General features: G+C 72.1%; 19 protein-coding genes. 6 read left to right on the top strand and 13 right to left on the bottom strand.

The features are described 5' to 3' along the window. The first annotated feature begins 67 nt into the window (after positions 1 to 67). Positions 68 to 592: a carboxymuconolactone decarboxylase family protein gene (locus AC21LY_RS04195; protein WP_489045066.1), complete on the top strand. Its 525-nt coding sequence runs from the start codon at positions 68 to 70 to the stop codon at positions 590 to 592. A gap of 2 nt (positions 593 to 594) precedes the next feature. Next, positions 595 to 945 (top strand): VOC family protein, encoded by a 351-nt coding sequence (locus tag AC21LY_RS04190; RefSeq protein ID WP_489045064.1) that lies wholly within the window; start codon positions 595 to 597, stop codon positions 943 to 945. A gap of 80 nt (positions 946 to 1,025) precedes the next feature. Here the strand turns inward: AC21LY_RS04190 and thpD are convergent, their stop codons facing one another. The 3 genes from thpD to lpdA form a co-directional block, all read right to left on the bottom strand. Beyond that, positions 1,026 to 1,898, bottom strand: a complete 873-nt coding sequence (thpD, locus tag AC21LY_RS04185; protein ID WP_489045063.1) for an ectoine hydroxylase — start codon at positions 1,896 to 1,898, stop codon at positions 1,026 to 1,028. Positions 1,899 to 2,056: 158 nt separating this feature from the next. Further along, positions 2,057 to 2,836, bottom strand: coding sequence for a DUF4253 domain-containing protein (locus AC21LY_RS04180; RefSeq protein ID WP_489045062.1), 780 nt, complete (start codon positions 2,834 to 2,836; stop codon positions 2,057 to 2,059). Between the two features lie 86 nt (positions 2,837 to 2,922). Next, positions 2,923 to 4,305, bottom strand: coding sequence for a dihydrolipoyl dehydrogenase (gene lpdA / locus AC21LY_RS04175; RefSeq protein WP_489045061.1), 1,383 nt, complete (start codon positions 4,303 to 4,305; stop codon positions 2,923 to 2,925). On the opposite strand from lpdA, the gene AC21LY_RS04170 reads away from it, so the two are divergent. The 3 genes from AC21LY_RS04170 to AC21LY_RS04160 all read left to right on the top strand — a co-directional run bounded on the left by AC21LY_RS04170 (position 4,294) and on the right by AC21LY_RS04160 (position 7,474). After that, positions 4,294 to 6,375, top strand: coding sequence for a prolyl oligopeptidase family serine peptidase (locus AC21LY_RS04170; RefSeq protein ID WP_489045060.1), 2,082 nt, complete (start codon positions 4,294 to 4,296; stop codon positions 6,373 to 6,375). The genes lpdA and AC21LY_RS04170 overlap by 12 nt on opposite strands. 9 nt (positions 6,376 to 6,384) lie before the next feature. Continuing rightward, positions 6,385 to 6,702, top strand: a complete 318-nt coding sequence (locus tag AC21LY_RS04165) for a thiamine-binding protein (protein WP_489045059.1) — start codon at positions 6,385 to 6,387, stop codon at positions 6,700 to 6,702. Between the two features lie 79 nt (positions 6,703 to 6,781). Then, positions 6,782 to 7,474, top strand: a complete 693-nt coding sequence (locus tag AC21LY_RS04160) for a L,D-transpeptidase family protein (RefSeq protein ID WP_489045058.1) — start codon at positions 6,782 to 6,784, stop codon at positions 7,472 to 7,474. Here the strand turns inward: AC21LY_RS04160 and AC21LY_RS04155 are convergent. From AC21LY_RS04155 to ppk2, 3 genes are all read right to left on the bottom strand, one after another. Then, positions 7,471 to 8,301: an alpha/beta fold hydrolase gene (locus AC21LY_RS04155; RefSeq protein WP_489045057.1), complete on the bottom strand. Its 831-nt coding sequence runs from the start codon at positions 8,299 to 8,301 to the stop codon at positions 7,471 to 7,473. The two genes, AC21LY_RS04160 and AC21LY_RS04155, sit on opposite strands and share 4 nt — an antisense overlap. Continuing rightward, complete coding sequence (locus tag AC21LY_RS04150) at positions 8,298 to 9,167, bottom strand: hypothetical protein (RefSeq protein WP_489045056.1); 870 nt, start codon at positions 9,165 to 9,167, stop codon at positions 8,298 to 8,300. Before AC21LY_RS04150 ends, AC21LY_RS04155 begins: the two co-directional genes overlap by 4 nt. An 84-nt stretch (positions 9,168 to 9,251) precedes the next feature. Continuing rightward, positions 9,252 to 10,190 (bottom strand): polyphosphate kinase 2, encoded by a 939-nt coding sequence (ppk2, locus tag AC21LY_RS04145; protein WP_489045422.1) that lies wholly within the window; start codon positions 10,188 to 10,190, stop codon positions 9,252 to 9,254. A gap of 88 nt (positions 10,191 to 10,278) precedes the next feature. Here ppk2 and AC21LY_RS04140 point away from each other — a divergent pair, with 88 nt between their 5' ends. Next, complete coding sequence (locus AC21LY_RS04140; protein ID WP_489045055.1) at positions 10,279 to 10,929, top strand: TetR/AcrR family transcriptional regulator; 651 nt, start codon at positions 10,279 to 10,281, stop codon at positions 10,927 to 10,929. A 10-nt stretch (positions 10,930 to 10,939) separates the two neighbouring features. Here the strand turns inward: AC21LY_RS04140 and AC21LY_RS04135 are convergent, their stop codons facing one another. Genes AC21LY_RS04135 through AC21LY_RS04105 form a run of 7 tightly spaced genes read right to left on the bottom strand, consistent with a single transcriptional unit; the run spans position 10,940 to position 19,460 of the window. After that, on the bottom strand, positions 10,940 to 12,040 hold the full coding sequence (locus AC21LY_RS04135) for an isochorismate synthase (protein WP_489045054.1): 1,101 nt from the start codon (positions 12,038 to 12,040) through the stop codon (positions 10,940 to 10,942). After that, the gene (locus AC21LY_RS04130) at positions 12,037 to 12,660 is read right to left on the bottom strand and encodes an isochorismatase family protein (protein WP_489045053.1); all 624 of its coding nucleotides are present in this window, start codon (positions 12,658 to 12,660) and stop codon (positions 12,037 to 12,039) included. Before AC21LY_RS04130 ends, AC21LY_RS04135 begins: the two co-directional genes overlap by 4 nt. Continuing rightward, a complete protein-coding gene (locus AC21LY_RS04125) occupies positions 12,657 to 14,321 on the bottom strand; it encodes a (2,3-dihydroxybenzoyl)adenylate synthase (protein ID WP_489045052.1) in 1,665 nt (554 codons plus the stop codon). The genes AC21LY_RS04130 and AC21LY_RS04125 overlap by 4 nt, the downstream gene beginning before the upstream one ends. Next, positions 14,318 to 15,067: an SDR family oxidoreductase gene (locus AC21LY_RS04120; RefSeq protein ID WP_489045051.1), complete on the bottom strand. Its 750-nt coding sequence runs from the start codon at positions 15,065 to 15,067 to the stop codon at positions 14,318 to 14,320. The genes AC21LY_RS04125 and AC21LY_RS04120 overlap by 4 nt, the downstream gene beginning before the upstream one ends. Beyond that, the gene (locus tag AC21LY_RS04115) at positions 15,067 to 15,933 is read right to left on the bottom strand and encodes a siderophore-interacting protein (protein WP_489045050.1); all 867 of its coding nucleotides are present in this window, start codon (positions 15,931 to 15,933) and stop codon (positions 15,067 to 15,069) included. The genes AC21LY_RS04120 and AC21LY_RS04115 overlap by 1 nt, the downstream gene beginning before the upstream one ends. Positions 15,934 to 15,936: 3 nt before the next feature. Beyond that, on the bottom strand, positions 15,937 to 17,769 hold the full coding sequence (locus tag AC21LY_RS04110) for an ABC transporter ATP-binding protein (protein WP_489045049.1): 1,833 nt from the start codon (positions 17,767 to 17,769) through the stop codon (positions 15,937 to 15,939). Then, positions 17,766 to 19,460 carry an ABC transporter ATP-binding protein gene (locus tag AC21LY_RS04105; RefSeq protein WP_489045048.1) on the bottom strand — a complete coding sequence of 565 codons (1,695 nt, stop codon included), beginning with the start codon at positions 19,458 to 19,460 and terminating at the stop codon, positions 17,766 to 17,768. The genes AC21LY_RS04110 and AC21LY_RS04105 overlap by 4 nt, the downstream gene beginning before the upstream one ends. Between the last annotated feature and the right edge of the window lies 1 nt (position 19,461).

The following is a 19,461-nucleotide window of genomic DNA, read 5'->3' as shown; positions in this document are numbered from 1 at the left end:
GCCGGCCGTTCCACGGTGTCCCCTTACCTCGTCCGCCGGGCGGTAGCGTGGCGGTAGCGTCGGGACCATGACACCGCGCGTGACACCCGGCGGACTCCGCCAGCTCGGCCCGATCAACTACGCCATCGCCCGGATCGGCGCGACGGCCATCCGCGCCGACGACATGCACCTGTTCTCCACCCTCGGCCGCACCAAGCGACTGTTCCTCGGCTGGCTGGGCTACTCCGGCATGCTCATGCCCTTCGGTGCACTCAAGCGCTCGGAATCGGAGACGGTCATCGTCCGCGTCGCCCACCTGCGCGGAAACGACTACGAGCTGGGACACCACCGCCGGATCGGCGCGCAGGCCGGACTGACGCAGACGCAGTTCGAGCGCATCATCGACGGCACCGGCTGGGACGAGCGCAGCGCGGCGCTGCTCGACGTGGTCACCCAACTCGTCGAGGACAAGGCGGTCTCCGACGGGGCCTGGGCCCGGCTGGCGACGTTCTACGACGAGCGCAGGCTCGTCGAGATCGTCATGCTGGCCACCAACTACGACGGCCTGGCCACCGCCATCGACGTCCTGGGCATCGAACCGGAGCGGCGCTGATCATGCACGTGCACAAGGTGATCCCCAACATCGCGGTCGACGACATCGCCGCCGCCCGCGGCTTCTACGCCGATTTCCTCGGACTCTCCGACGTGGAGTTCGATCTCGGCTGGGTGGCACGCCTCTCCTCCCCCGAGCACACCGCCAGCGTCCAGCTGGTCACCGGCGACCGCACCGCCGAGGTCGACTCCGACCTGTCCGTGATGACCGACGACGTGGACGCCGCGTACGCCGAGGCGCAGCGGTCCGGCTACGAGATCGTGCACCCGCTGACCAGCGAGGAGTGGGGGCCGCGCCGGTTCTTCGTCCGCGCCCCGGACGGCACGGTCGTCAACGTCGTCGGCCACCACTGACCGTCTCGAAAGTCGAATCCAGCGGCGCACGGAGGCGTCATACGTCGCGTCACGCCCCTGGATTCGACTTTCGAACGGCATCAGCGCGCCGCCAGGTACTCCGGGCGACGGGCGTCGGCGGCGAAGGGCTCCTGCAGGCCGTTGGAGACGGCGTTGAACACGACGAACAGGTTCGACCGCGGGTACGGCGAGATGTTCCCGGCGGAGGCGTGCAGGCAGTTGCAATCGAAGTACAGCGCACTGCCCGCGCCCCCGGTGACCTGCTCGATCCCGTACTCGTCGGCCATCGCCGCGATGTCGCTCTCCTCCGGCGTCCCGAACGGCGGCCGGTAGGACTTGAGCGACTGCAGGTGGTACTCGCCGGGCGTCCGCCCGACACAGGAGACGAACCGACGGTGCGAGCCGGGCATGATCATCAGCGAGCCGTTGAAAGGCGTGTTCGGCGTCAGCGCCAGCGAGACGCTCACCGCGCGCGGCGCGGGCATGCCGTCCTCGGCGTGCCAGGTCTCGAAGTCGCTGTGCCAGTAGAAGGGCCCGCCGGCGAAGCCCGGCTTGAGATTCACGCGGCTCTGGTGCACGTAGACCTCGTCGCCCAGCAGTTGCCGGGCGACTCCCACGACCTCCTCACGGTCGATGATCGCCGCGATCCGCTCGCTGAGCGAGTGCACCGCGAAGACCGATCGCACGCTGCCGTCGGTCAGCTCGCGGATCACGCGCTCGTCGTCGCCGAGCCGGGCGGTCACGGCGTCGATCTCGGCGCGCACATCGCGGATGTCGTCGGCGCTGAGCACACCCTCCACACTGCGGAAACCGTTGGCCGCGAACCGGTCGACGGCGTCCTCGGACCAGGGGCCGGGCCTGCCGGGCCAGACGACGGGGTCGTGTCGGTCACCGATCACGCTCTCATCGATACGAGTCGGGTAGTGGTCGGTCAGGGTCGCTGCGTAGGTCATCGATTCCTTCCGTCCGGGCAGTGCGCTTTCCACTGCATGCCTCGCGGCGCGGACGTGACGACGGTGACCGATGCCCCTTCTCGACCCGGCGCCGTGGCACTGCCACGCCGCGTCACCGACGATGCCAGGGAGCGGATCGACTTGTCCACTTCGGCAGGTCAGTCCCACCAGAACGACCAGTGGGTCCACTCGCTCAGGCCGGCGCGGAAATCGTCGGCGGCAAGGCCCTGATCGATGTTGTCCGGGCAGTACGCGTAGTGCTCCCGCAGCAGGGCGTCGATCTGCTCGGCCGATTCCGGCCGGTGCCCCACCTGCACGAGGAGCGTGTCGAATCCGATGCCCACCAGCACCGCACCGAACCGGTCCTCCCACGACCGGAGCACCGCGGCGTGGTCCTCGCCGGACAGGTCGTGGTTCACCGCACCCATCCAGCCGAGCGCGGCCGGCACGTCGGCGGGCCGCGTGACCGGCACCAGCAGCAGGCCGCCGTCACCGCCGGTCTCGAGGGATCCCGCTGCGAGGTCCGCGCCCGGCACCGCAGGGGCGAGGGCGGTCACCGGCGGCACGCTCGGCTCGTCCTCCGTGTCGTCCGGATCCTCGGCGGCGTGGTCCGCGCCGAGGCGGGTCAGCACGGCCAGCGCGTCGGGGACCTCGTCGCCCGACGGTCCCACCACCTCCCCGTCGCCCCAGGGCCGGTCGAGGTCGTCGTCCTGGAGACCTCTCGCCTGGAGCGGCCAGAGTCCGGTCCGCGGGAAGGCGTCGGCCAGAGCGCGGATCAGTTCGTCCAGACGGTCGGCGGGCAGGATCTGCGTACTGATCCAGGCGACGGCGGCACCGTCGCCCTCGCTCGCCTCGACCAGCCTGCCTGGAGGCAACGTGACGCCGCCCACCGCACCGGCGTCGGGGGCGGGCAACTGGCCGGGGGTGGCGCGGAACATCGTCGTGACTCCTGGGTTCGAGGGGAGGATGCACCGCGGCCCGGCACCGTCTTCACGACGATGCCGGGCCGCGGGAGGAGCGGTTCCTACAGGTTGATCATGTGGCCGGCGAGGCCGTGGATCGACTCCTGCAGCGCCTCCGACAGCGTCGGGTGGGTGTGCACGTTGCGCGCCAGCTCGTTCACCGTGAGGTCCCACTTCTGGGCCAGCGTGAGCTCGGGCAGCAGCTCGGAGACGTCGGGGCCGATGAGGTGGCCGCCGAGCAGCTCGCCGTACTTCGCGTCGGAGACCAGCTTGACGAAGCCGACGGCGTCGCCGAGGCCCTGGGCCTTGCCGTTCGCCGAGTACGGGAAGGTCGCGGTCTTGACGTCGTAGCCCTCGTCGCGCGCCTGCTGCTCGGTGAGGCCGAACGAGGCGACCTGCGGCTGGCAGAAGGTGGCGCGCGGCATCATGCGGTAGTCGCCGAGCGTCTGGGTCTCGGCGCCGGCGATGGTCTCCGCCGCCACGACGCCCTGCGCCTCGGCGACGTGCGCCAGCTGCAGCTTCGCGGTGACGTCGCCGATGGCGTAGACGCCGGGGACGTTGGTGCGCATGTGGTCGTCGATCGCGATGGCGCCGCGCTCGGTCAGCGCCACGCCCGTCTTCTCCAGGCCGAATCCCTCGACGCGGGGTGCGAAGCCGATCGACATGAGCACCTTGGAGACGGTGATCTCGCCCGGGCCCTTGGGGCCGGTGTACTTCACGACGACCTGCGAGCCCTGATCGTCGACCGATTCGACCTTGGTGGAGGTCAGGATGTTCACGCCCAGCTTCTTGTACTGCTTGGCGATCTCCTTGGAGACGTCGGCGTCCTCATTGGGCAGCGCGCGGTCCAGGAACTCGATGATGGTGACGTCCACGCCGTAGTTCTTGAGGACGTACGCGAACTCCATGCCGATCGCGCCGGCACCGACGATGGCGATCGACTCGGGCAGGTCGCGGGTGAGGATCTGCTCCTCGTAGGTGACCACGTTGTCGGACAGCGTCACGCCGGGCAGCAGGCGCACCGTCGAACCCGTGTCGATGATGATGTTGTCGCCGGTCACCGTCTGGTCGCCCACTTGGATGGTGTGCGCGTCGACGAACACGCCGTAGCCGTTGATCTCGGTGATCTTGTTCTTCTTCATCAGGAAGTGAACGCCCTTGACGATCCCCTCCGACACCTTGCGGCTGCGGTCGAACGCCGCACCGAAGTCGAAGGAGACATCGCCGGAGATGCCGAACAGCTTCGCCTTGTGCGTGAAGGTGTGCGCCAGCTCGGCGTTCTTCAGAAGCGCCTTCGACGGGATGCAGCCCACGTTCAGGCACACACCGCCCCAGTACTTCTCCTCGATGACCGCGACCTTCTGCCCGAGTTGGGCGGCGCGAATTGCGGCGACGTAGCCTCCTGGGCCGGCGCCGAGAACAACAGTGTCAAAGTGATCAGCCACGGCGTTCAGCCTAGCCCTAGTGTGGACTTCATGGACCAGTACGCATGGCTCGAAGAGGTCGAATCCGCCACCGCACTCGATTGGGCGCGGGAGCGCAACACCGCGAGCACCGCGCGCCTGACCGGACCACGGTTCGAGGAGATCCGATCGGACGTCCTCGCCATCCTCGACACCGACCAGCGCATCCCCTACCCCGTGCGCCGCGGCGAGTACCTGTGGAACTTCTGGCGCGACGCCGACCACCCGTACGGGCTGTGGCGCCGCACCACGCTCGAGTCCTTCCGCACGGAGAGCCCGGAGTGGGACGTCGTGATCGACGTCGACGCCCTCCGCGAGGCCGAGGGTGAGAACTGGGTGTGGGGCGGGGCGGCCGTCCTCCGCTCGCCCTCGCCCGACGGTGCCCGCTACGACCGCGCGCTCGTCTCCCTCTCCCGCGGCGGTGCGGACGCCACGGTGGTGCGGGAGTTCTCCATCTCCCGCCGGGAGTTCGTCGACGACGGCTTCTCCCTCCCGGAGGCGAAGAGCCGGATCTCGTGGATCGACAAGGACACCGTGTACGTGGGGACCGACTTCGGTCCGGGCTCGCTCACCGATTCGGGGTACCCGCGGCTGGTGAAGCGGTGGCGCCGCGACACGCCGCTCGGCCACGCGGACCTGGTCTACGAGGGCCACCACTCCGACGTCTCCATCGGCGCCGGGTACGACGACACCCCCGGCTACGAGCGGCATTTCGTCTCGCGCGCCATCGACTTCTACAACAGCGAGATCTACCTGCTCGCGCCGGACACGCTGGCGCTGGAGCGGATCGACGTCCCGACCGACGCCGACGCGGACGTGCACGAGTCGCGGCTGCTGGTGCGCCCGAAGTCCGCGTGGGACCTGCCCGGCGGGCGCGTGGAGCCGGGTGCGTTGGTGGCCTTCGATTTCGACGCCTACCGGGCGGGCTCGCGCGAGTACAGCACCGTCTTCACCCCGGACGCGCACACGGCGCTCGCGGGTTACTCGTGGACGAAGAACTACCTGCTGCTCTCGACGATGCGGGACGTGCGCTCGGAGCTGCACACTCTCGAGCCCGGCACCTGGGAGGAGCGGGAGACGCGCGGTTTTCCGGAGCTGGCCGAGATCGGCGTGTACTACACCGATCCGCGCGAGGGCGACGAGATCTTCGCCACCGCCAGTGGTTTCACGCTGCCGCCCACGCTGCTGCACGGCACGGCCGGCGGGTCCGTCGAGCCGCTCAAGTCGGCGCCCGCCTTCTACGACGCCACGGGCGTCACCGCCGAGCAGTTCTTCGCCACCAGCGACGACGGCACGCGGATCCCCTACTTCGTGGTGCGCAAGCCCGCGGACGGGCCGCAACCCACACTGCTCTACGGCTACGGCGGCTTCGAGGTCTCACTGACCCCGGATTACACTGCGGTGTCCGGGGTTTCGTGGATCGAGCGTGGTGGCGTCTACGTGCTGGCGAACATCCGAGGCGGCGGCGAATACGGGCCCGACTGGCACACGGCGGCCCTGAAGGAGAACCGCCTGCGCGCCTACGAGGACTTCGCCGCGGTCGCGAAGGATCTCGTGGCCCGCGGGATCACCACGCGGGAGCAGCTGGGCGCGCAGGGCGGGTCGAACGGCGGACTGCTCATGGGCGTGATGTACACCCGCTATCCGGAGCTGTTCGGCGCCATCGTCTGTCAGGTGCCGCTGCTCGACATGCGGCGCTACCACCAACTCCTCGCGGGGGCATCGTGGATGGCCGAGTACGGCGATCCGGACGATCCCGCGCAGTGGGCGTACATCAGCGAGTACTCGCCGTACCAGAACCTGCCCTCCCCGGAGGCGGACCTGCCCGCGCTGCTGGTCACCACGTCGACCCGCGACGATCGCGTCCACCCCGGCCACGCCCGCAAATTCGTGGCGGCCCTGCGCGACCGCGGCATCGCGGTGGACTACTACGAGAACATCGAGGGCGGCCACGGCGGCGCGGCCGACAACAAGCAGGCCGCGTTCAAGTCCGCCCTGGCCTACGAATTCCTGTGGCGCGAACTCGCGCCGGCCGACGGCACACCCGACTAGGAGGAAACCATGCTCGCAGCGTTCTCGATCAGCCCGATGGGCAGCCTCGACGGCACCGGCGGCGCCGCTGACGGTGGCGTGGCGGAGGCGGTGGCGGAGGCCGTGGCCATCGTCCGCGCCTCCGGCCTGCCCAACGAGACCACATCGATGTTCACCACCATCGAGGGCGAGTGGGACGAGGTGATGGCCGTGATCAAGGCGTGCGTCGACCGCCTCGCCGAGTCCGCGCCCCGCGTCTCCCTCGTGGTCAAGTGCGACATCCGCCCCGGCCGCACCGGGGAGCTCACCGCGAAGGTCGAGCGCGTCGAACAGCACCTCCGCGGCTGAGCGGGGCTGGCGCCGCAGGCACCGTCGGGTTCCCGGCACCCGATCGCGCAGCACCGTCGGACATGCCATACTGTGACGCATGTTTCTCAAGAGGCGTCAGGTGCTGGTGGGACTCGCTGCGCTGCCGGCCGCCGCGGTCGCCTCGTCGCTGACCGTCCCGCAGGCCGCAGCCGCCGACGCCGACAGGGCACTGCTCGACGCGGCTGTGGCCGCGGTGCCGACGGCCCGGGAGGTCATCACGGTCGCGGCACCGTCGTTCTCCTCGACGGACGCCCAGGTCTCGGCGTGGGCGCTCCTCGCCCAGGGCTGGACCAAGGTCTACGGACCGGTGCCCGGGAAGGTCGGGCAGCAGGGCATCGGCGAGGGCAAGGACGGTGTCCCGCGCACCCCGTTCGGCGTCTTCCGCCTCGACCAGGCCTTCGGCCGACAGGACAACCCCGGCACCACGATGCCGTACACCAAGGTGACGAAACAGCACTGGTGGGACGGCAACGTCGCCTCCCCCACCTACGACCGCATGGTGGTCCAGGCGCAGAGCCCCGGCCCCGAGAGCGAGAACCTCTACGAGATCGGCCCCGTCTACGACTACGCCGTGCACTTCGACAACAACCCGAGCCACACCCCGGGCAAGGGCGGCGCCATGTTCCTGCACGTCACCGACGGCAAGCCCACGCTCGGCTGCGTCGCGATCAGTCGTGAGGGCATGGTCACCCTGCTCAGATGGCTCGCGCCCGCACACAACCCCGTGCTGGTCACCGGCCTCGCGCGCTAGACCTTCTGCGCGATCCACCCCGACAACACCGGAACGACGGCCCCGGGGGACAGGATCCACTGGTTGTGCCCGAGCGGATCCGCGATCCGCCGATGCGTCGACGAGGGGAACTTCTCCCCCACGAACCGCGACTGCCGCTCCGAGACCAGCTCGTCGCCGGCGATCGACATCGTCAGTACCGGGGTGCGCGTCCCCGCGATCCGCGCCTCGTAGTCCACGTCCGCGCCGTCCACATTGAAGTCGCCCGTCTGCACCAGGTGATCGAAGTCGCGGACGATGCCCTTCGGCACCTCGCCGAGCCCGTCCGGGCCGGACCAGTGGCCCCGTCGGGCCGCCGCGCGCGCGGCGACGGACGTCCCGATCCGGCGGGCGGCCCCCGACAGCCCGTCCAGCTTGTAGTACCCCGTGCCGCAGGCGACCAGGACGACCCCGGCGAGGTTCCGCCGGGCCCGTGCGGCGTACATCGCGCCCATCAGCCCGCCCAGGCTGTGCCCGAGGAGGATCCGCGGCGCGTCCGGGAACTTCTGCCGCGCCAGCGCCGAAACGGCGGGGTAGTCCTCGACCACCACGTCCTGGAAGCCGTGGGTGCCCGCGGCGCCCCGGGGACGGGAGTCGCCCTGGCCCCGCAGCTCGGAGACCACCGCGTTGAACCCGGCGTCGATCAGCGCGCGCCCGAAGTCGTCGAAGTAGCCGGCGGGCACGTTCACGCCGGGCCAGATCATCAGCACCGGTGCGGCCGGGTCGGGCCCGCGGAAGATCCGGACGGGGTTCGTGGTCCCGTCCTTGTACGTCAGCGTCGCGACGGTGGGCCGGGCCGTGGAACTCACCAGTTCCGCCGTTCCGCCCGCCGTGCGGCGACGGCGCCGAGCCCGCCGAAGATCAGGCCCAGCAGCGCGAGCGCACCGCCGAGCGCCGCCTCGGTCACGATCCAGGGGGTCAGGCTGGTCGTCACTTCGCCGAGCGCGGCGTCGATCACCGTCGGGCTCAGTCCGCCGGTCCCGCCCCTGCCCGTCACGTACGACGGTGCCGCCACGCACAGCATCCAGGTGACGCCCGCGGCCACCGAGACACCGAGCCCCAGGTAGAAGAGCATGAAGCCGCGGCGGTGCGCCGCGAGTAGTGCCAGCAGCGCCGCGACGGCCGCGACCAGGGGTGCGATCCACGCGACCTGCCGCATCTGATCGGCCACGTCGGCGTACCGCCCGGCGCGGAACAGGTCCCGGTTCGCACCGGTCCCGGACAGGTCGATCGTGACCCGCTCCGGAACGGTGACCTTGACGTTGTTCGCCTCGGCGACCGACTTGATCATCGGCGCCAGGTCGATCTCGGCGGTGGTGGCACCCCGCAGCCGCTGCTCCGCGGTGGGCCGTACCAGGAGCCACGTGTGCACCTGCCCCACGGCCTCGGTGAAGGCGGGCGGGAACTGCGGGCCGTGCACGTAGGTGGAGACGTAGGGCGTGATCGCCGACAACGGCGGGCGGGCGTCGCCCTGCTCGGTGAGCAGTCGCTGCACCTGCTGCGCGATCTCCTGCGCCATCGCGTCCTGGACGCCCCGATCGTGCCCGAGCGGCTCCATGAGCTGCATGAACTGGGCGCGGTCGAGCACGGTGCTCTTCGCCCAGACCGCGGGCACCGCCACGAAGGTGGCCGCGATCGCCACCAGAACGAGCAGGAAGGACGTCAGAGAACGCACGGCGACAACGGTACTCGACGGTGCCGTCGGGCCCGGTCCGCTCCGCGCACCGTCACACCTCCGGACGGTGCGTGCCGCGCACCGTCAGTCCCCGATCAGGTCCCGGCCCCGCCCGACGATGAGCGGGTCGGGTCCGGTCGCGAGGACCTCGAGGTCCTTGTTGTCGTAGTCGAACTTGTCGAGGATGTAGCGCATGGCGTTGAGACGGGCGCGCTTCTTGTCGTTGCTCTTGACCACGGTCCACGGCGCGTCGTCGGTGTCCGTCGCCGCGAAGACCTCCTCCTTCGCCGCGGTGTAGGCGTCCCACTTGTCCAGCGAGGCGAGGTCCATCGGCGAGAGCTTCCACTGCCGCACCGGGTCGATCTGCCGGATCGCGAAGCGGGTGCGCTGCTCGAGCTGCGTCACGGAGAACCAGAACTTGGTCACGTCGATGCCGTCCTCGACCAGCATCTTCTCGAACAGCGGTACCTGATGGGTCCAGCGCTCGTGCTGTTCCTCGGAGCAGAAGCCCATCACCCGCTCGACGCCGCCGCGGTTGTACCAGGAACGGTCGAAGAGCACGATCTCGCCCTTGGTCGGGAAGTGGTCGATGTACCGCTGGAAGTACCACTCGCCGGCCTCGCGCTCGGTGGGCTTGACCAGCGCCACCACGCGCGCGCCGCGCGGATTGAGGTGCTCCATGAAGCGCTTGATGGTGCCGCCCTTGCCGGCGGCGTCGCGCCCCTCGAAGACGATGACCAGCCGCTGGCCGGTGTCCTTGACCCAGCGCTGCAGCTTGAGCAGCTCGATCTGCAGCAGCCGCTTGTCACGCTCGTACTCCGAGCGCGGCATCCGCTCCGAATACGGGTAGCCCTCGCGCCAGGTGTCGACGACGTGCCGCTCGGGGGTGAGCAGCACCGGATCGTCGTCATCGTCGTCGTTGACGGAGAAGCCCTCCGTCGCGCGGAGGTCGACGATCCTCTGCAGCGCCTCGCGGCCGCTGACCGCGCTCAAATCGATGCCCACGGGCAGGTCGAGATCCATCACGCGCGGAAGGTTACGGGCACGTGCGGACCGGCCGGTGAACGTCGCGTGAACGCGTGGGGGCCGGCCGATCGGTAAACTGTGCGGAATGCCTACCACCGCCAACCGCGGGCGCCGTCGTGCCGAACACCTCGGGCCCGAGCGCCGCCGCCCCCAGGTCCTCGACGCCGCGCTGGAGATCGCGGCGCGCGACGGCCTGGCCGCGGTGACCATCGGCACCGTCGCCGACCGCCTGCAGGTCACCCGGCCCGTGATCTACTCCTGCTTCCCCGACCGCGTCGCGCTCATCACCGAGCTGCTCGACCGCGAGACCGAGACGATGATGACCTACGTCCTCGCCTCGCTGCACAACGCGCACGGCGAGGACCCGGAGACGGCCTTCATCATCGGGATGCGCGGCCTCCTCGACGCGGTCAACGAGCGCGCCGACACCTGGCAGCTGCTGTTCTCCGGCGTCACCGACCCCGAGGTCGTGCACCGCGTCCGGGACGCCCGCGCCAGCCTCGCCCGGCAGGCCGAGGAGTGGATCCGCCCCGCCCTCATCCGCTGGTGGGACATGCAGGACCTGGACGAGAAGCTGCCGATGCTCATGGAGTTGTTCATCTCCGCCTGCGAGGCCGCCGTCCGCTCGATGCTCGACGGTCGCCCGGACGACGCCGGGCCCCAGTGGCGCGGCGATTCGGAGCGGATCGGCCGGTTCTACGGATCCGCCGTCTACCGCGCCTTCCACGGAGCCTGACGACCCCGCCTCAGCTCCGCGCGGTCTCGGTGAGCCGGAACGGGCCCAGGACCGTGCGCAGCTTGTTGCGGGTCTCGGCCAGCTCGGCCTGCGGATCGGAGGCGCCGACGATGCCGCCGCCCGCGTAGGCGCGCAGGCGCGCACCGTCGAGCTCGGCGCAGCGGATGCTGACCCGCCAGTGCCCGTCGCCGTTCGCGGCGGTCCAGCCGACGGCGCCGGCGTAGAAGCCCCGCTCGCCCTCGATCTCGGCGATCGCGCGCGCGGCGGTGCGCCGGGGGAAACCGCAGACGGCGGGCGTGGGGTGCAACGCGAGCGCGAGGTCGAGCGCCGTGGTCGCGGGATCGGCGAGGCGGCCCTCGATCCTGGTGCCGAGGTGCCACACGGGCCCGGCCCGGGTGACCGACGGTGCCGCGGGTACGTCCAGCTCGGCGCACAGGGGCGCGAGCGCGGCGGCGATCTCGTCGACGACGTAGGCGTGCTCCTCGCGGTCCTTCTCCGAGTCCAGCAGGCCCTCGGGCGAGGTCGCGGTTCCGGCGAAGGGATGGCAGAGGACGGTGCCGCCCATCCGCCCGACCAGGATCTCCGGGCTGGAGCCGACCAGCCAGCGGCCGCGATGGCCCTCGCCCGCGGCGCCCAGGTCCACCGCGAAGGCATTGCCCTCCAGGTCGCGCCGCTCGAGCGCGGCGGCCAGGGCGAAGGGGTCGAGCGGCGCGGCCGCCTCGAAGTCGACGGCGCGCGCGAGGACCACCTTCTCCAGCTCCGAGCCCTCGATCAGGGTGAGGGCTCGGCGCACCCGCTCGACGTGCTCGGCCGGCGCCGGGTGCTGCGCGATCTGGGTCAGGGTGGGCAGCTCCACGGCGGCCCCGCTCACTCCGCTCCCGGCGGCCGCCGGCACGGCGCCGAAGTGCTCGGGCACCGTTAAGGCCGCCGGGTCGGCGAGGTCGAAGGGCACGGCGCCCACCACCGCGGGCACGGTCCCGGCGCGGAGCGCGGCGGCCGCGGAGCGCGGGTCGGTGAAGGTCCCGACGGTGCCGCGGGCGGCCAGACGCTGGCCGGCGGCGGTCAGCAGGAAGTGCGGGCGCTCGCCCTCCCCGCTCGTCGGTGCCGTCATCGCAGTGCCTCCAGAATCTTCGCCGTACTCTCCACTCTGCCGCATCGGCCCGACACGTAGGTGAGTGCGTGGGCGTGATCCTGTGCGGAGAAGTCCGCGACGGCGTCGCGCACCACGTAGGACTGCACGTCGCGCATGAACGCGTCGAGCGCGGTGGTCATGACCCCGATGTGGGCGTAGATCCCCACGATCACCAGCTGATCGCGGCCCCAGGCCCGCATCCGCTCGGCCAGGTCCGACTTCGCGAAGGCGCTGTACCGCCACTTGGTGAGCAGCACGTCGTCGTCGGCCGGGGCCAGCTCGCCGATGATGCTCTCGTTCGCGGCCGTGAGACCGGGCCCCCAGAAATCGGCGAGCAACGCGCGCTCCTGCGGGTCCTGATCGCCCGGCTGCGCCGTGTAGACCACGGGCACGCCGGCGGCGCGGGCCGCGGCACGCACCGCCGCGATGTTCGGCACGACGGTGCGCAGCGGCTCCGCATCGGCGACGAACGGGCCGACGAAGTGCTCCTGCATGTCGTGGATCAACAGGACCGCCCGCGCGGGCTCGACCCGCCAGTCGACGGTGTCGGCGTACTCGAACTCCGGCAGGTCGTAGACGACCGTCTTCGGCAGGCTCACAACGTCTTCCCTTCCGTACGCCCGACGAGGTCCGCCAGGGCGCGCCGCAGCTCGCGGCGACTGATCTTGCCGACGCCCGTGGTGGGGAACGCCTCGGCGAACTCCACCCGGTCGGGCACCTTGTACTCGGCTACCCCGCGGGACCGGACGAAGCTCTTCAGCTCCGGCACCGTCGGGCGCTGCACGCCGGTGAGGACGACGGCGCAGGTCCGCTCCCCCAGGAAGTCGTCGGCCACCGCCACCACGGCCGCGTCGATCACCAGCGGGTGGGCGAGGAGGTGGTTCTCCACCTCCTCGGCGGCGATCTTCTCGCCGCCGCGATTGATCTGGTCCTTGGCGCGCCCCTCGACCACGAGGTGCCCGCTCGGCAGCCGGCGCACGATGTCGCCGGTGCGGTAGAAGCCCTCGGCGTCGAAGGACTCGGCGTCGACGCCGCCCAGGTAGCCCCGGATCGTGTACGGGCCGCGGGTCCAGAGGTGGCCGGGCTCCCCGTCGGCGACCGGCGCGCCGTCGTCGTCGAGCACGCGCACCTCGTCGTCGGGCGAGATGGCGCGCCCCTGGGTGCCGAGCACCAGGTTCTCGGGATCGTCATCGCGCGTGTAGTTGACCATGCCCTCGGCCATCCCGAAGACCTGCTGCAGACGACACCCCAGCTCGGGCGTCACGCGCCGCGCCGCCTCGGGCGGGAACCTCGCGCCGCCCACCTGCAGGACGTCCAGGCTGCCCAGATCCGCTGCGGCGGTGGGCGCGGCCTGCAGCCAGAGCATCGCGAGCGGCGGCACGAGCGAGGTCATGGTCACCCTCTCGGCCTCGATCAGCGGGAAGGCCTTCGACGGTGCCGGGTCCGTCCCGAGTACGACGGTGCCGCCGGCCCACAGCACGCCCAGAATACCGGGGCTGCTCATCGGGAAGTTGTGCGCCACAGGGAGAACCACGAGAAAACGAGTGGCGGGACCGAGCCCGCAGATCCTCGCCGACTCGCGGACGGAGTACAGGTAGTCGGCGTGGGTACGCGGGATCAGTTTGGGCACACCCGTGGTGCCGCCGGAGAGCTGCAGGAACGCCAGGCCCTCGGGATCGACGGTGGCGGGTGCTCCGTCCGCGCCCCCGGAGACGGTGACATCAGTCCCGCTCGCCACGCTCCCGGCGACCGGCGCGTCGTCGACCGGCGCGTCGTCGACGACGAACACCTCCACGCCCGTCTCCGCGGCGACCACGGCCGCCATGCCGCGGTGGTCGAAGCGGTTGATCGTGGCAGCGGTGATCAGCGCCCGCGCGCCGGAGGCCCGCACGAAGTGCACGAGCTCGCTGCGGCGGTGAGCGGGCAGCGCGAAGACCGGGACGGCGCCGATCCGGAACAGCCCGAACAGCACCGTGACGAACTCGGCGGTGTTCGGCAGCTGGAGGACGACGCGGTCGCCCTCGGCGATGCCGCGGGCGCGCAGCCCGGCGGCGGTCGCCGCGGCGGCGGCGTCGAGCTCGCGGTAGCTGAGCCGGACGGCCCCGCCGGCGACGTCCTGGGCGACGAGGGCCTCGGCATCGCCGAAGCGTTCCGCGGCCTCGGGCAGGAAACCGGCGAAGGTCTCGCCGGTCCAATAGCCGGCGGCGCGGTAGCGCGCCGCGAACTCCTCCGGGAAGTAGCGGGTCTGCGTGCTGATCATGCGGTCGCGCCTCCGTCGACGGTCAGTACCTGCGCGGTCACGTGCCGCGCGTCGGGCGAGAGCAGGTAGTCGATCGCGCCGGCGACGTCCTCGGGATCGGCGATGCGGCCCAACGGGATCGGGAGCCGGTGCCGGGCCGGGTCGCCCGCGATCGCGGCCTCGGCGGCGGCCGCGCCGCCGAACGCGGTCTGCATGGGCGTGTTCGTGGAGCCGGGCGCGACGACGTTGATCCGCACGCCGCTGCCCGCCACCTCCAGCGCGAGCGCGAGGGTCGCGTTGTGCGCGGCGGCCTTCGACGCACCGTAGGCACCGAGCCCGACCCGCGGGCCGTTGCCCGCGTTCGACCCGACGACGACGGCGGCGCCGGCGCCCCGCTCGGACATCCGGCGGACGGCCGCCGTGAGAACGTGCACGGTGCCGGTGAGGTTGACCGCCAGCGCCGCGGCCCAGTCCTCGGGAGAGGTGTCGAGAACGGCTCCCGTCACGAGGATTCCGGCGCAGTGGGCGAGCGCGTCGACGGGCCCGTTCGCCTTCTCGGCGGCGGCGAGGGCCGCCTCGACCGCGGCGCGCTCGGTCACGTCCAGGACGTGCGAGGTGGCGGTGCCGCCCGTAGCCGCGACGGCGCGCGCGGTGGCGATCAGGCCGTCGGCGTCGCGATCGGCGAGGGCGACGGGGCCGCGGCGGGCGAGCCGGAACGCGGTCGCCGCGCCGATGCCGGACGCGGCGCCGGTGATGAAGGAGTGCATCAGTGCTCGTCCTCGTCGAAGTCGGCGACGCCGAGTTTCCAGTAGCCGGTGATGTGCTGATCGTGCTTCGGCGATCGCCAGGCGTCGGCGATCCAGCGGCGCAGGGACTTGAGCGCACCGGCCTCGCCCGCCATCCAGCAGTACCACCGCTCACCGTCGGGAATCCGCTGCGGGAGAGCCGCGACGGCACGCAGGAGGACATCGGAGGTGCCCGGCTCGTCGGCGCCGCGGTGCAGCCACCGCACCTGGAAGCCGGGCGGCGGGTCGAGCGCGATCTCCTCGGCGGCGTCGGCCACCTCGAGAAGCGCCCACCCCCGCGCGTCGCGCGGGAGCTCCTCGAGCCACCGGTCGATCGCGGGCAGCGCGGTGATGTCGCCGACCAGCAGGTAGCGGTCGTAATGGGGCGGCACCAGGACGCCGCCGGGCGGCCCGGCGACGTGGATCGTCGCGCCCGGGCGAACGGTCTCCGCCCAGTCCGAGCCCACTCCACCCGGGTGCAGCGCGATGTCGATGTCGAGCTCCCCCGCGGCGGCGTCGTAGCGGCGCACGGTGTACTCGCGGGTGATCGGCCGCGGGTCCCGCGGCCAGCGCAGCATCAGGCCGTTCTTCTCCGGCAGGACAGGCACGCCGTCCTCGCCCGGCAGGACGATCTTGACGTGGTCGTCGCTGGCGTGGGTCTGGAAGCCCTCCAGTTCGGGGCCGCCCAGGGTCACGCGGAGCAGGCCGGCCCCGACCCGCCGCGTGCCGCGGACCTGCAACTCGCGCAAGCCGATCGGGTAGGGCACCCGCTCGGCACCCTCGGTCGCGCCGCCGAGCACCTCGGCGATCCGCTCGTGATGCCGGGCGCGATGATCCGTTCGCGTCATGTCCTACTCCTCCTCATCGGGACTGCATGTCGACTGCAGGTGCGGCGGCCGCCCGCGCGCCCACGCTGCCCACAGCCGGGCGTACTCACCGCCGGCCGCGACGAGTTCGGCGTGCGTGCCGCGTTCCGCGATCCCGCCGTCGCGCAGGAGGACCACCGCATCGGCCCGGGCCGCCTGGGCGAGGCGGTGCGCCACGACGATCGCGGTGCGCGCCGCGGTGATCCGCTGCGCCGCGTCCTCGAGCTCGGCGGCGCCGGACGACCCCGCCTCCGCGGTCGCCTCGTCGAGCACCACCACCGGCGGGTCGAGCAGGGCGACGCGCGCGAGCGCGACCTGCTGCGCCTGCACCGGCGTCAGGGCGATCCCCTGCGCCCCGACGACGGTGTCGAGCCCGGACTCGAGGTCGTGGATCCAGGCGGCGCCCGCGGTCTCGAGCGCCGCGGTGAGCGCCGCGTCGTCCGCCTCCGGCGCTACCAGCCGCAGGTCGTCCCGGAGCGGTCCCGCGAAGACGTGCACGTCCTGGGTCACGAGGCAGAGCAACCGCGCGCGCCGCGCGGGGTCGATGCCGGCGATGTCCGCACCGTCGAGGCGCACGGATCCGCCGCCGGCGGGACGGGCCCCCGCGAGGACCGCCGCGAGCGTGGACTTGCCCGCTCCCGAAGCGCCGACCACGGCCACCGTCGTCCCGGCCGGGACCGTCAGATCGATGTCGCGCAGCACCTCGCGCCCGCCGTAGGAGAACCGCACCCCCTCGAGCCGGAGGTCGCCCCGCACGCCGCCGGCGCGCAGAACCCCGGACGGGGGCTCGGGCCGGGGCTCGCTCTCCGCCTCGGCGATCACCCCGACGATGCGCTGCAGCGAGGCCATGGCCGAGGAGATCGGATCCACGACCAGCATGAGCTGCCCGATGGGACCGAACAGGCGCAGGAAGTAGAGGGTCGCGGTCGTCACCATGCCGACGGTGACCGCCCCGTGGTCCACGAGCAGGAAGCCGATGCCGAGCAGCAGGGACATGCCCAGCCACTCCGCAGCGTTGACCCGCCCGAACAGGCGGTTGCCCACGATCCGGATCGCCACCGCGAGCCGCACCACCGCCCACGAGTGCTCCCCGATCCGCGCGCGCCGGTCCTCCTGCAGGCCGAACGCACGAACCGTCGTCAGGCCCCGGACCGAGGCCAACAGCTCGGCGGCCCGGCGGCCCCGTCGGCGCCGCTCCTCGAGGTACTTCTCCGGGGCCTGCCGCCGGTAGCGGCGGATCGCGGAGATGTAGACCGGCGCGAGGACCACCGCGACCAGGAGGAAGCGCCAGTCCAGGGCGGCCATGCCGGCCAGAGTCACGACCACCGCGAAGCCCGCGCCGGTGATCGCCGGGAGGGTCTCGTTGACGGTCCTGGTGAGTTCGGTGACGTCGTCGGTGGTGCGGGCGATGAGATCGCCCGCACCCACGCGTTCGAGCCGCGCCAGGGGCAGGTGCATGCCGCTGTCGATCACGCGCTCGCGCAGCCTCGCGATCACGCGGTCGACCGCGCCGGCCATGAGGACGAAGCCGGACGCCGTGAGCACGGCCGAGACGACGGTCGCCGCGAGCATCGCGCCGCCGGCGAGCCAGACCGCCGGGGCGCCCGTGCGGCCGAGGAGCGGTCGCCCGGACTGGGCGAGGTCGACCACGGCACCCATCAGGCGGGGCGTCACGAGCGCGGCTCCCGCTCCGCAGATCAGCAGGACGACGGCCGCGGCGATCCTGACGCGGTGGGGCCGGAGCGCCGCGCCGACGACGGCGCGGATCCGAGTGCCGTCTGCCACGGACAGCTGTCCGGCCTGCACGGGGGCGCTCACGGGAGCATCCCCGCGGTCGCGGCCCGGGGACGCCGCGCGGTGTCCGGGGCCGTCGCCGCGTGCCAGGCCGGCGAGCCGGTGAGGACCACGGTGGTCCTGCCCGCGCGCAACCGCACGACGCGGTCGACGACGGTGGCCTCGGTGACGGAATCGATCGCCGTCGTCGGATCGTCCAGGACGAGGACGTCGGGATCGGCGTAGAGCGCGCGGGCCAGCGCGACGCGCTGCCGCTGCCCTCCGGACAGCGCCGCGCCGCCCTCGCCCACCTCGGCGTGCAACCCCGCACCGGGTGCGGTGTCGGCGATCAGGTCGTCGAGGCCCGCCGCCAGGACGGCCGCGTCGATCGTGACGGAGCCGCCGCCCGGGCGGGCCCCGAGTTCGACGTTGTCGAGCACGGTCCCGTCGAACAGGTCGCCGTGGTGGGGTGCGACGAGCACCGCCTCGCGCAGACGCTCCGGTGCGATCTCGCCCACGTCGACGGTGCCGATCCGCGCGAGGCCGGGGGGCGGCGCGTCCGACAGGGCAAGGGCGGAGGTCACGGCGGCGGCCGTCGCCGGCGGCAGGTCCAGCACCGTCAGGCCTCCGGGCCGGACGACGATGTCGGCATCCTCGACCCGCAGCGTGAGCGGGCCGGCGGGCACGTCCGCGTCGCCCTGATCGGGCAGGAGCGGAGGCGCCTGCAGAACGGAGAGCACGCGTGCGGCGGACGCCTTGCCCGACGCCCACATGACGCTGGCGACCCGGCCGATGAAGTTCATCGGCTCGGTGAGCAGCTGTGCCAGGCCGATCACCGTGATCAATTGCCCGATGGTGATGCCGCCGTGCACGGCCTGCAGGCCCGCGACGAGCGCGATGGCGGCGACGAAGACGCCGCCGAAGATCGTGAGCGCGGCCGTGAGGGTCGCCGACGCGCGGTTGGCGTGCAGCGTCGCCGCCAGGGCCCGCCGGGACCGTCCGCGGTACCGCTCGACGGCGGCGTCCTCCGCCCCCAGCCCCTTGACCACGCGCACGCCGTGCATCAGGTCCGTGGCGACGCCCGCGGCGCCCGCGGCCTCCGCCTGCTGCCGCGCCACGCGCGCGGACAGCGGCCCGCCGATGCGGTCCGACAGCACGACCACCGCGACCGCGCCGAGCAACGTCGCCACCCCGAGCGGCCAGGAGATGGTCAGCAGGACCGCCGCGGCGAAGACGATGCCCACGAGGTTGCCGATCGGGTAGATCAGCACGCCCTTGGCGCGGGCCACCGCGTTCGTGTCGGCGGAGGAGATCGAGAGCAGCTCACCGGGCATGCGGCGCGGGCCGCCGAGCCCGCGCGGGTCGAGGACGCGGTCGCTGATCCGCATGCGCAGCGCGTGGTCGACGAAGTTCATCGCGATCCAGCCGAGGCGCGAGGAGAACCGGAAGCTCAGCGAGAGGACCGCGAAGACGATCCCCAGCACGAGGATCCAGCGCAGGAGTGCGGCCCCGTCGCCGGTGGCGACGCCCCGGTCGATCGCGAGGCCGACCACCACCGGCACGAGCATCTCGCCGAGCTGGTGCAGCGCGGACAGCACGACCGCGGGCACCATGTACCGGGGGTGGGCGATCATGCTGCGCCACAGGAGGGTGCGCGGCCCCGTGTCCGCGTCCACAACGGGAACGCCGAGCACCGCGTCGGCGCGCGGGGGAAGGGTCTTCGGGTCGTGATCCATC

It is taken from the genome of Tsukamurella sp. II2bb, from assembly GCF_057815145.1.
This window is presented reverse-complemented; position numbering and strand designations above follow the sequence as displayed.

Bases quoted from the DNA above. Each gene is read 5' to 3' on its own strand.
- AC21LY_RS04195 (WP_489045066.1), top strand. From the start codon at position 68: ATGACACCGCGCGTGACACCCGGCGGACTCCGCCAGCTCGGCCCGATC.
- AC21LY_RS04190 (WP_489045064.1), top strand. From the start codon at position 595: ATGCACGTGCACAAGGTGATCCCCAACATCGCGGTCGACGACATCGCC.
- thpD (WP_489045063.1), bottom strand. From the start codon at position 1,898: ATGACCTACGCAGCGACCCTGACCGACCACTACCCGACTCGTATCGAT.
- AC21LY_RS04180 (WP_489045062.1), bottom strand. From the start codon at position 2,836: ATGTTCCGCGCCACCCCCGGCCAGTTGCCCGCCCCCGACGCCGGTGCG.
- AC21LY_RS04165 (WP_489045059.1), top strand. From the start codon at position 6,385: ATGCTCGCAGCGTTCTCGATCAGCCCGATGGGCAGCCTCGACGGCACC.
- AC21LY_RS04160 (WP_489045058.1), top strand. From the start codon at position 6,782: ATGTTTCTCAAGAGGCGTCAGGTGCTGGTGGGACTCGCTGCGCTGCCG.
- ppk2 (WP_489045422.1), bottom strand. From the start codon at position 10,190: ATGGATCTCGACCTGCCCGTGGGCATCGATTTGAGCGCGGTCAGCGGC.
- AC21LY_RS04140 (WP_489045055.1), top strand. From the start codon at position 10,279: ATGCCTACCACCGCCAACCGCGGGCGCCGTCGTGCCGAACACCTCGGG.
- AC21LY_RS04135 (WP_489045054.1), bottom strand. From the start codon at position 12,040: ATGACGGCACCGACGAGCGGGGAGGGCGAGCGCCCGCACTTCCTGCTG.
- AC21LY_RS04125 (WP_489045052.1), bottom strand. From the start codon at position 14,321: ATGATCAGCACGCAGACCCGCTACTTCCCGGAGGAGTTCGCGGCGCGC.
- AC21LY_RS04120 (WP_489045051.1), bottom strand. From the start codon at position 15,067: ATGCACTCCTTCATCACCGGCGCCGCGTCCGGCATCGGCGCGGCGACC.
- AC21LY_RS04115 (WP_489045050.1), bottom strand. From the start codon at position 15,933: ATGACGCGAACGGATCATCGCGCCCGGCATCACGAGCGGATCGCCGAG.
- AC21LY_RS04105 (WP_489045048.1), bottom strand. From the start codon at position 19,460: ATGGATCACGACCCGAAGACCCTTCCCCCGCGCGCCGACGCGGTGCTC.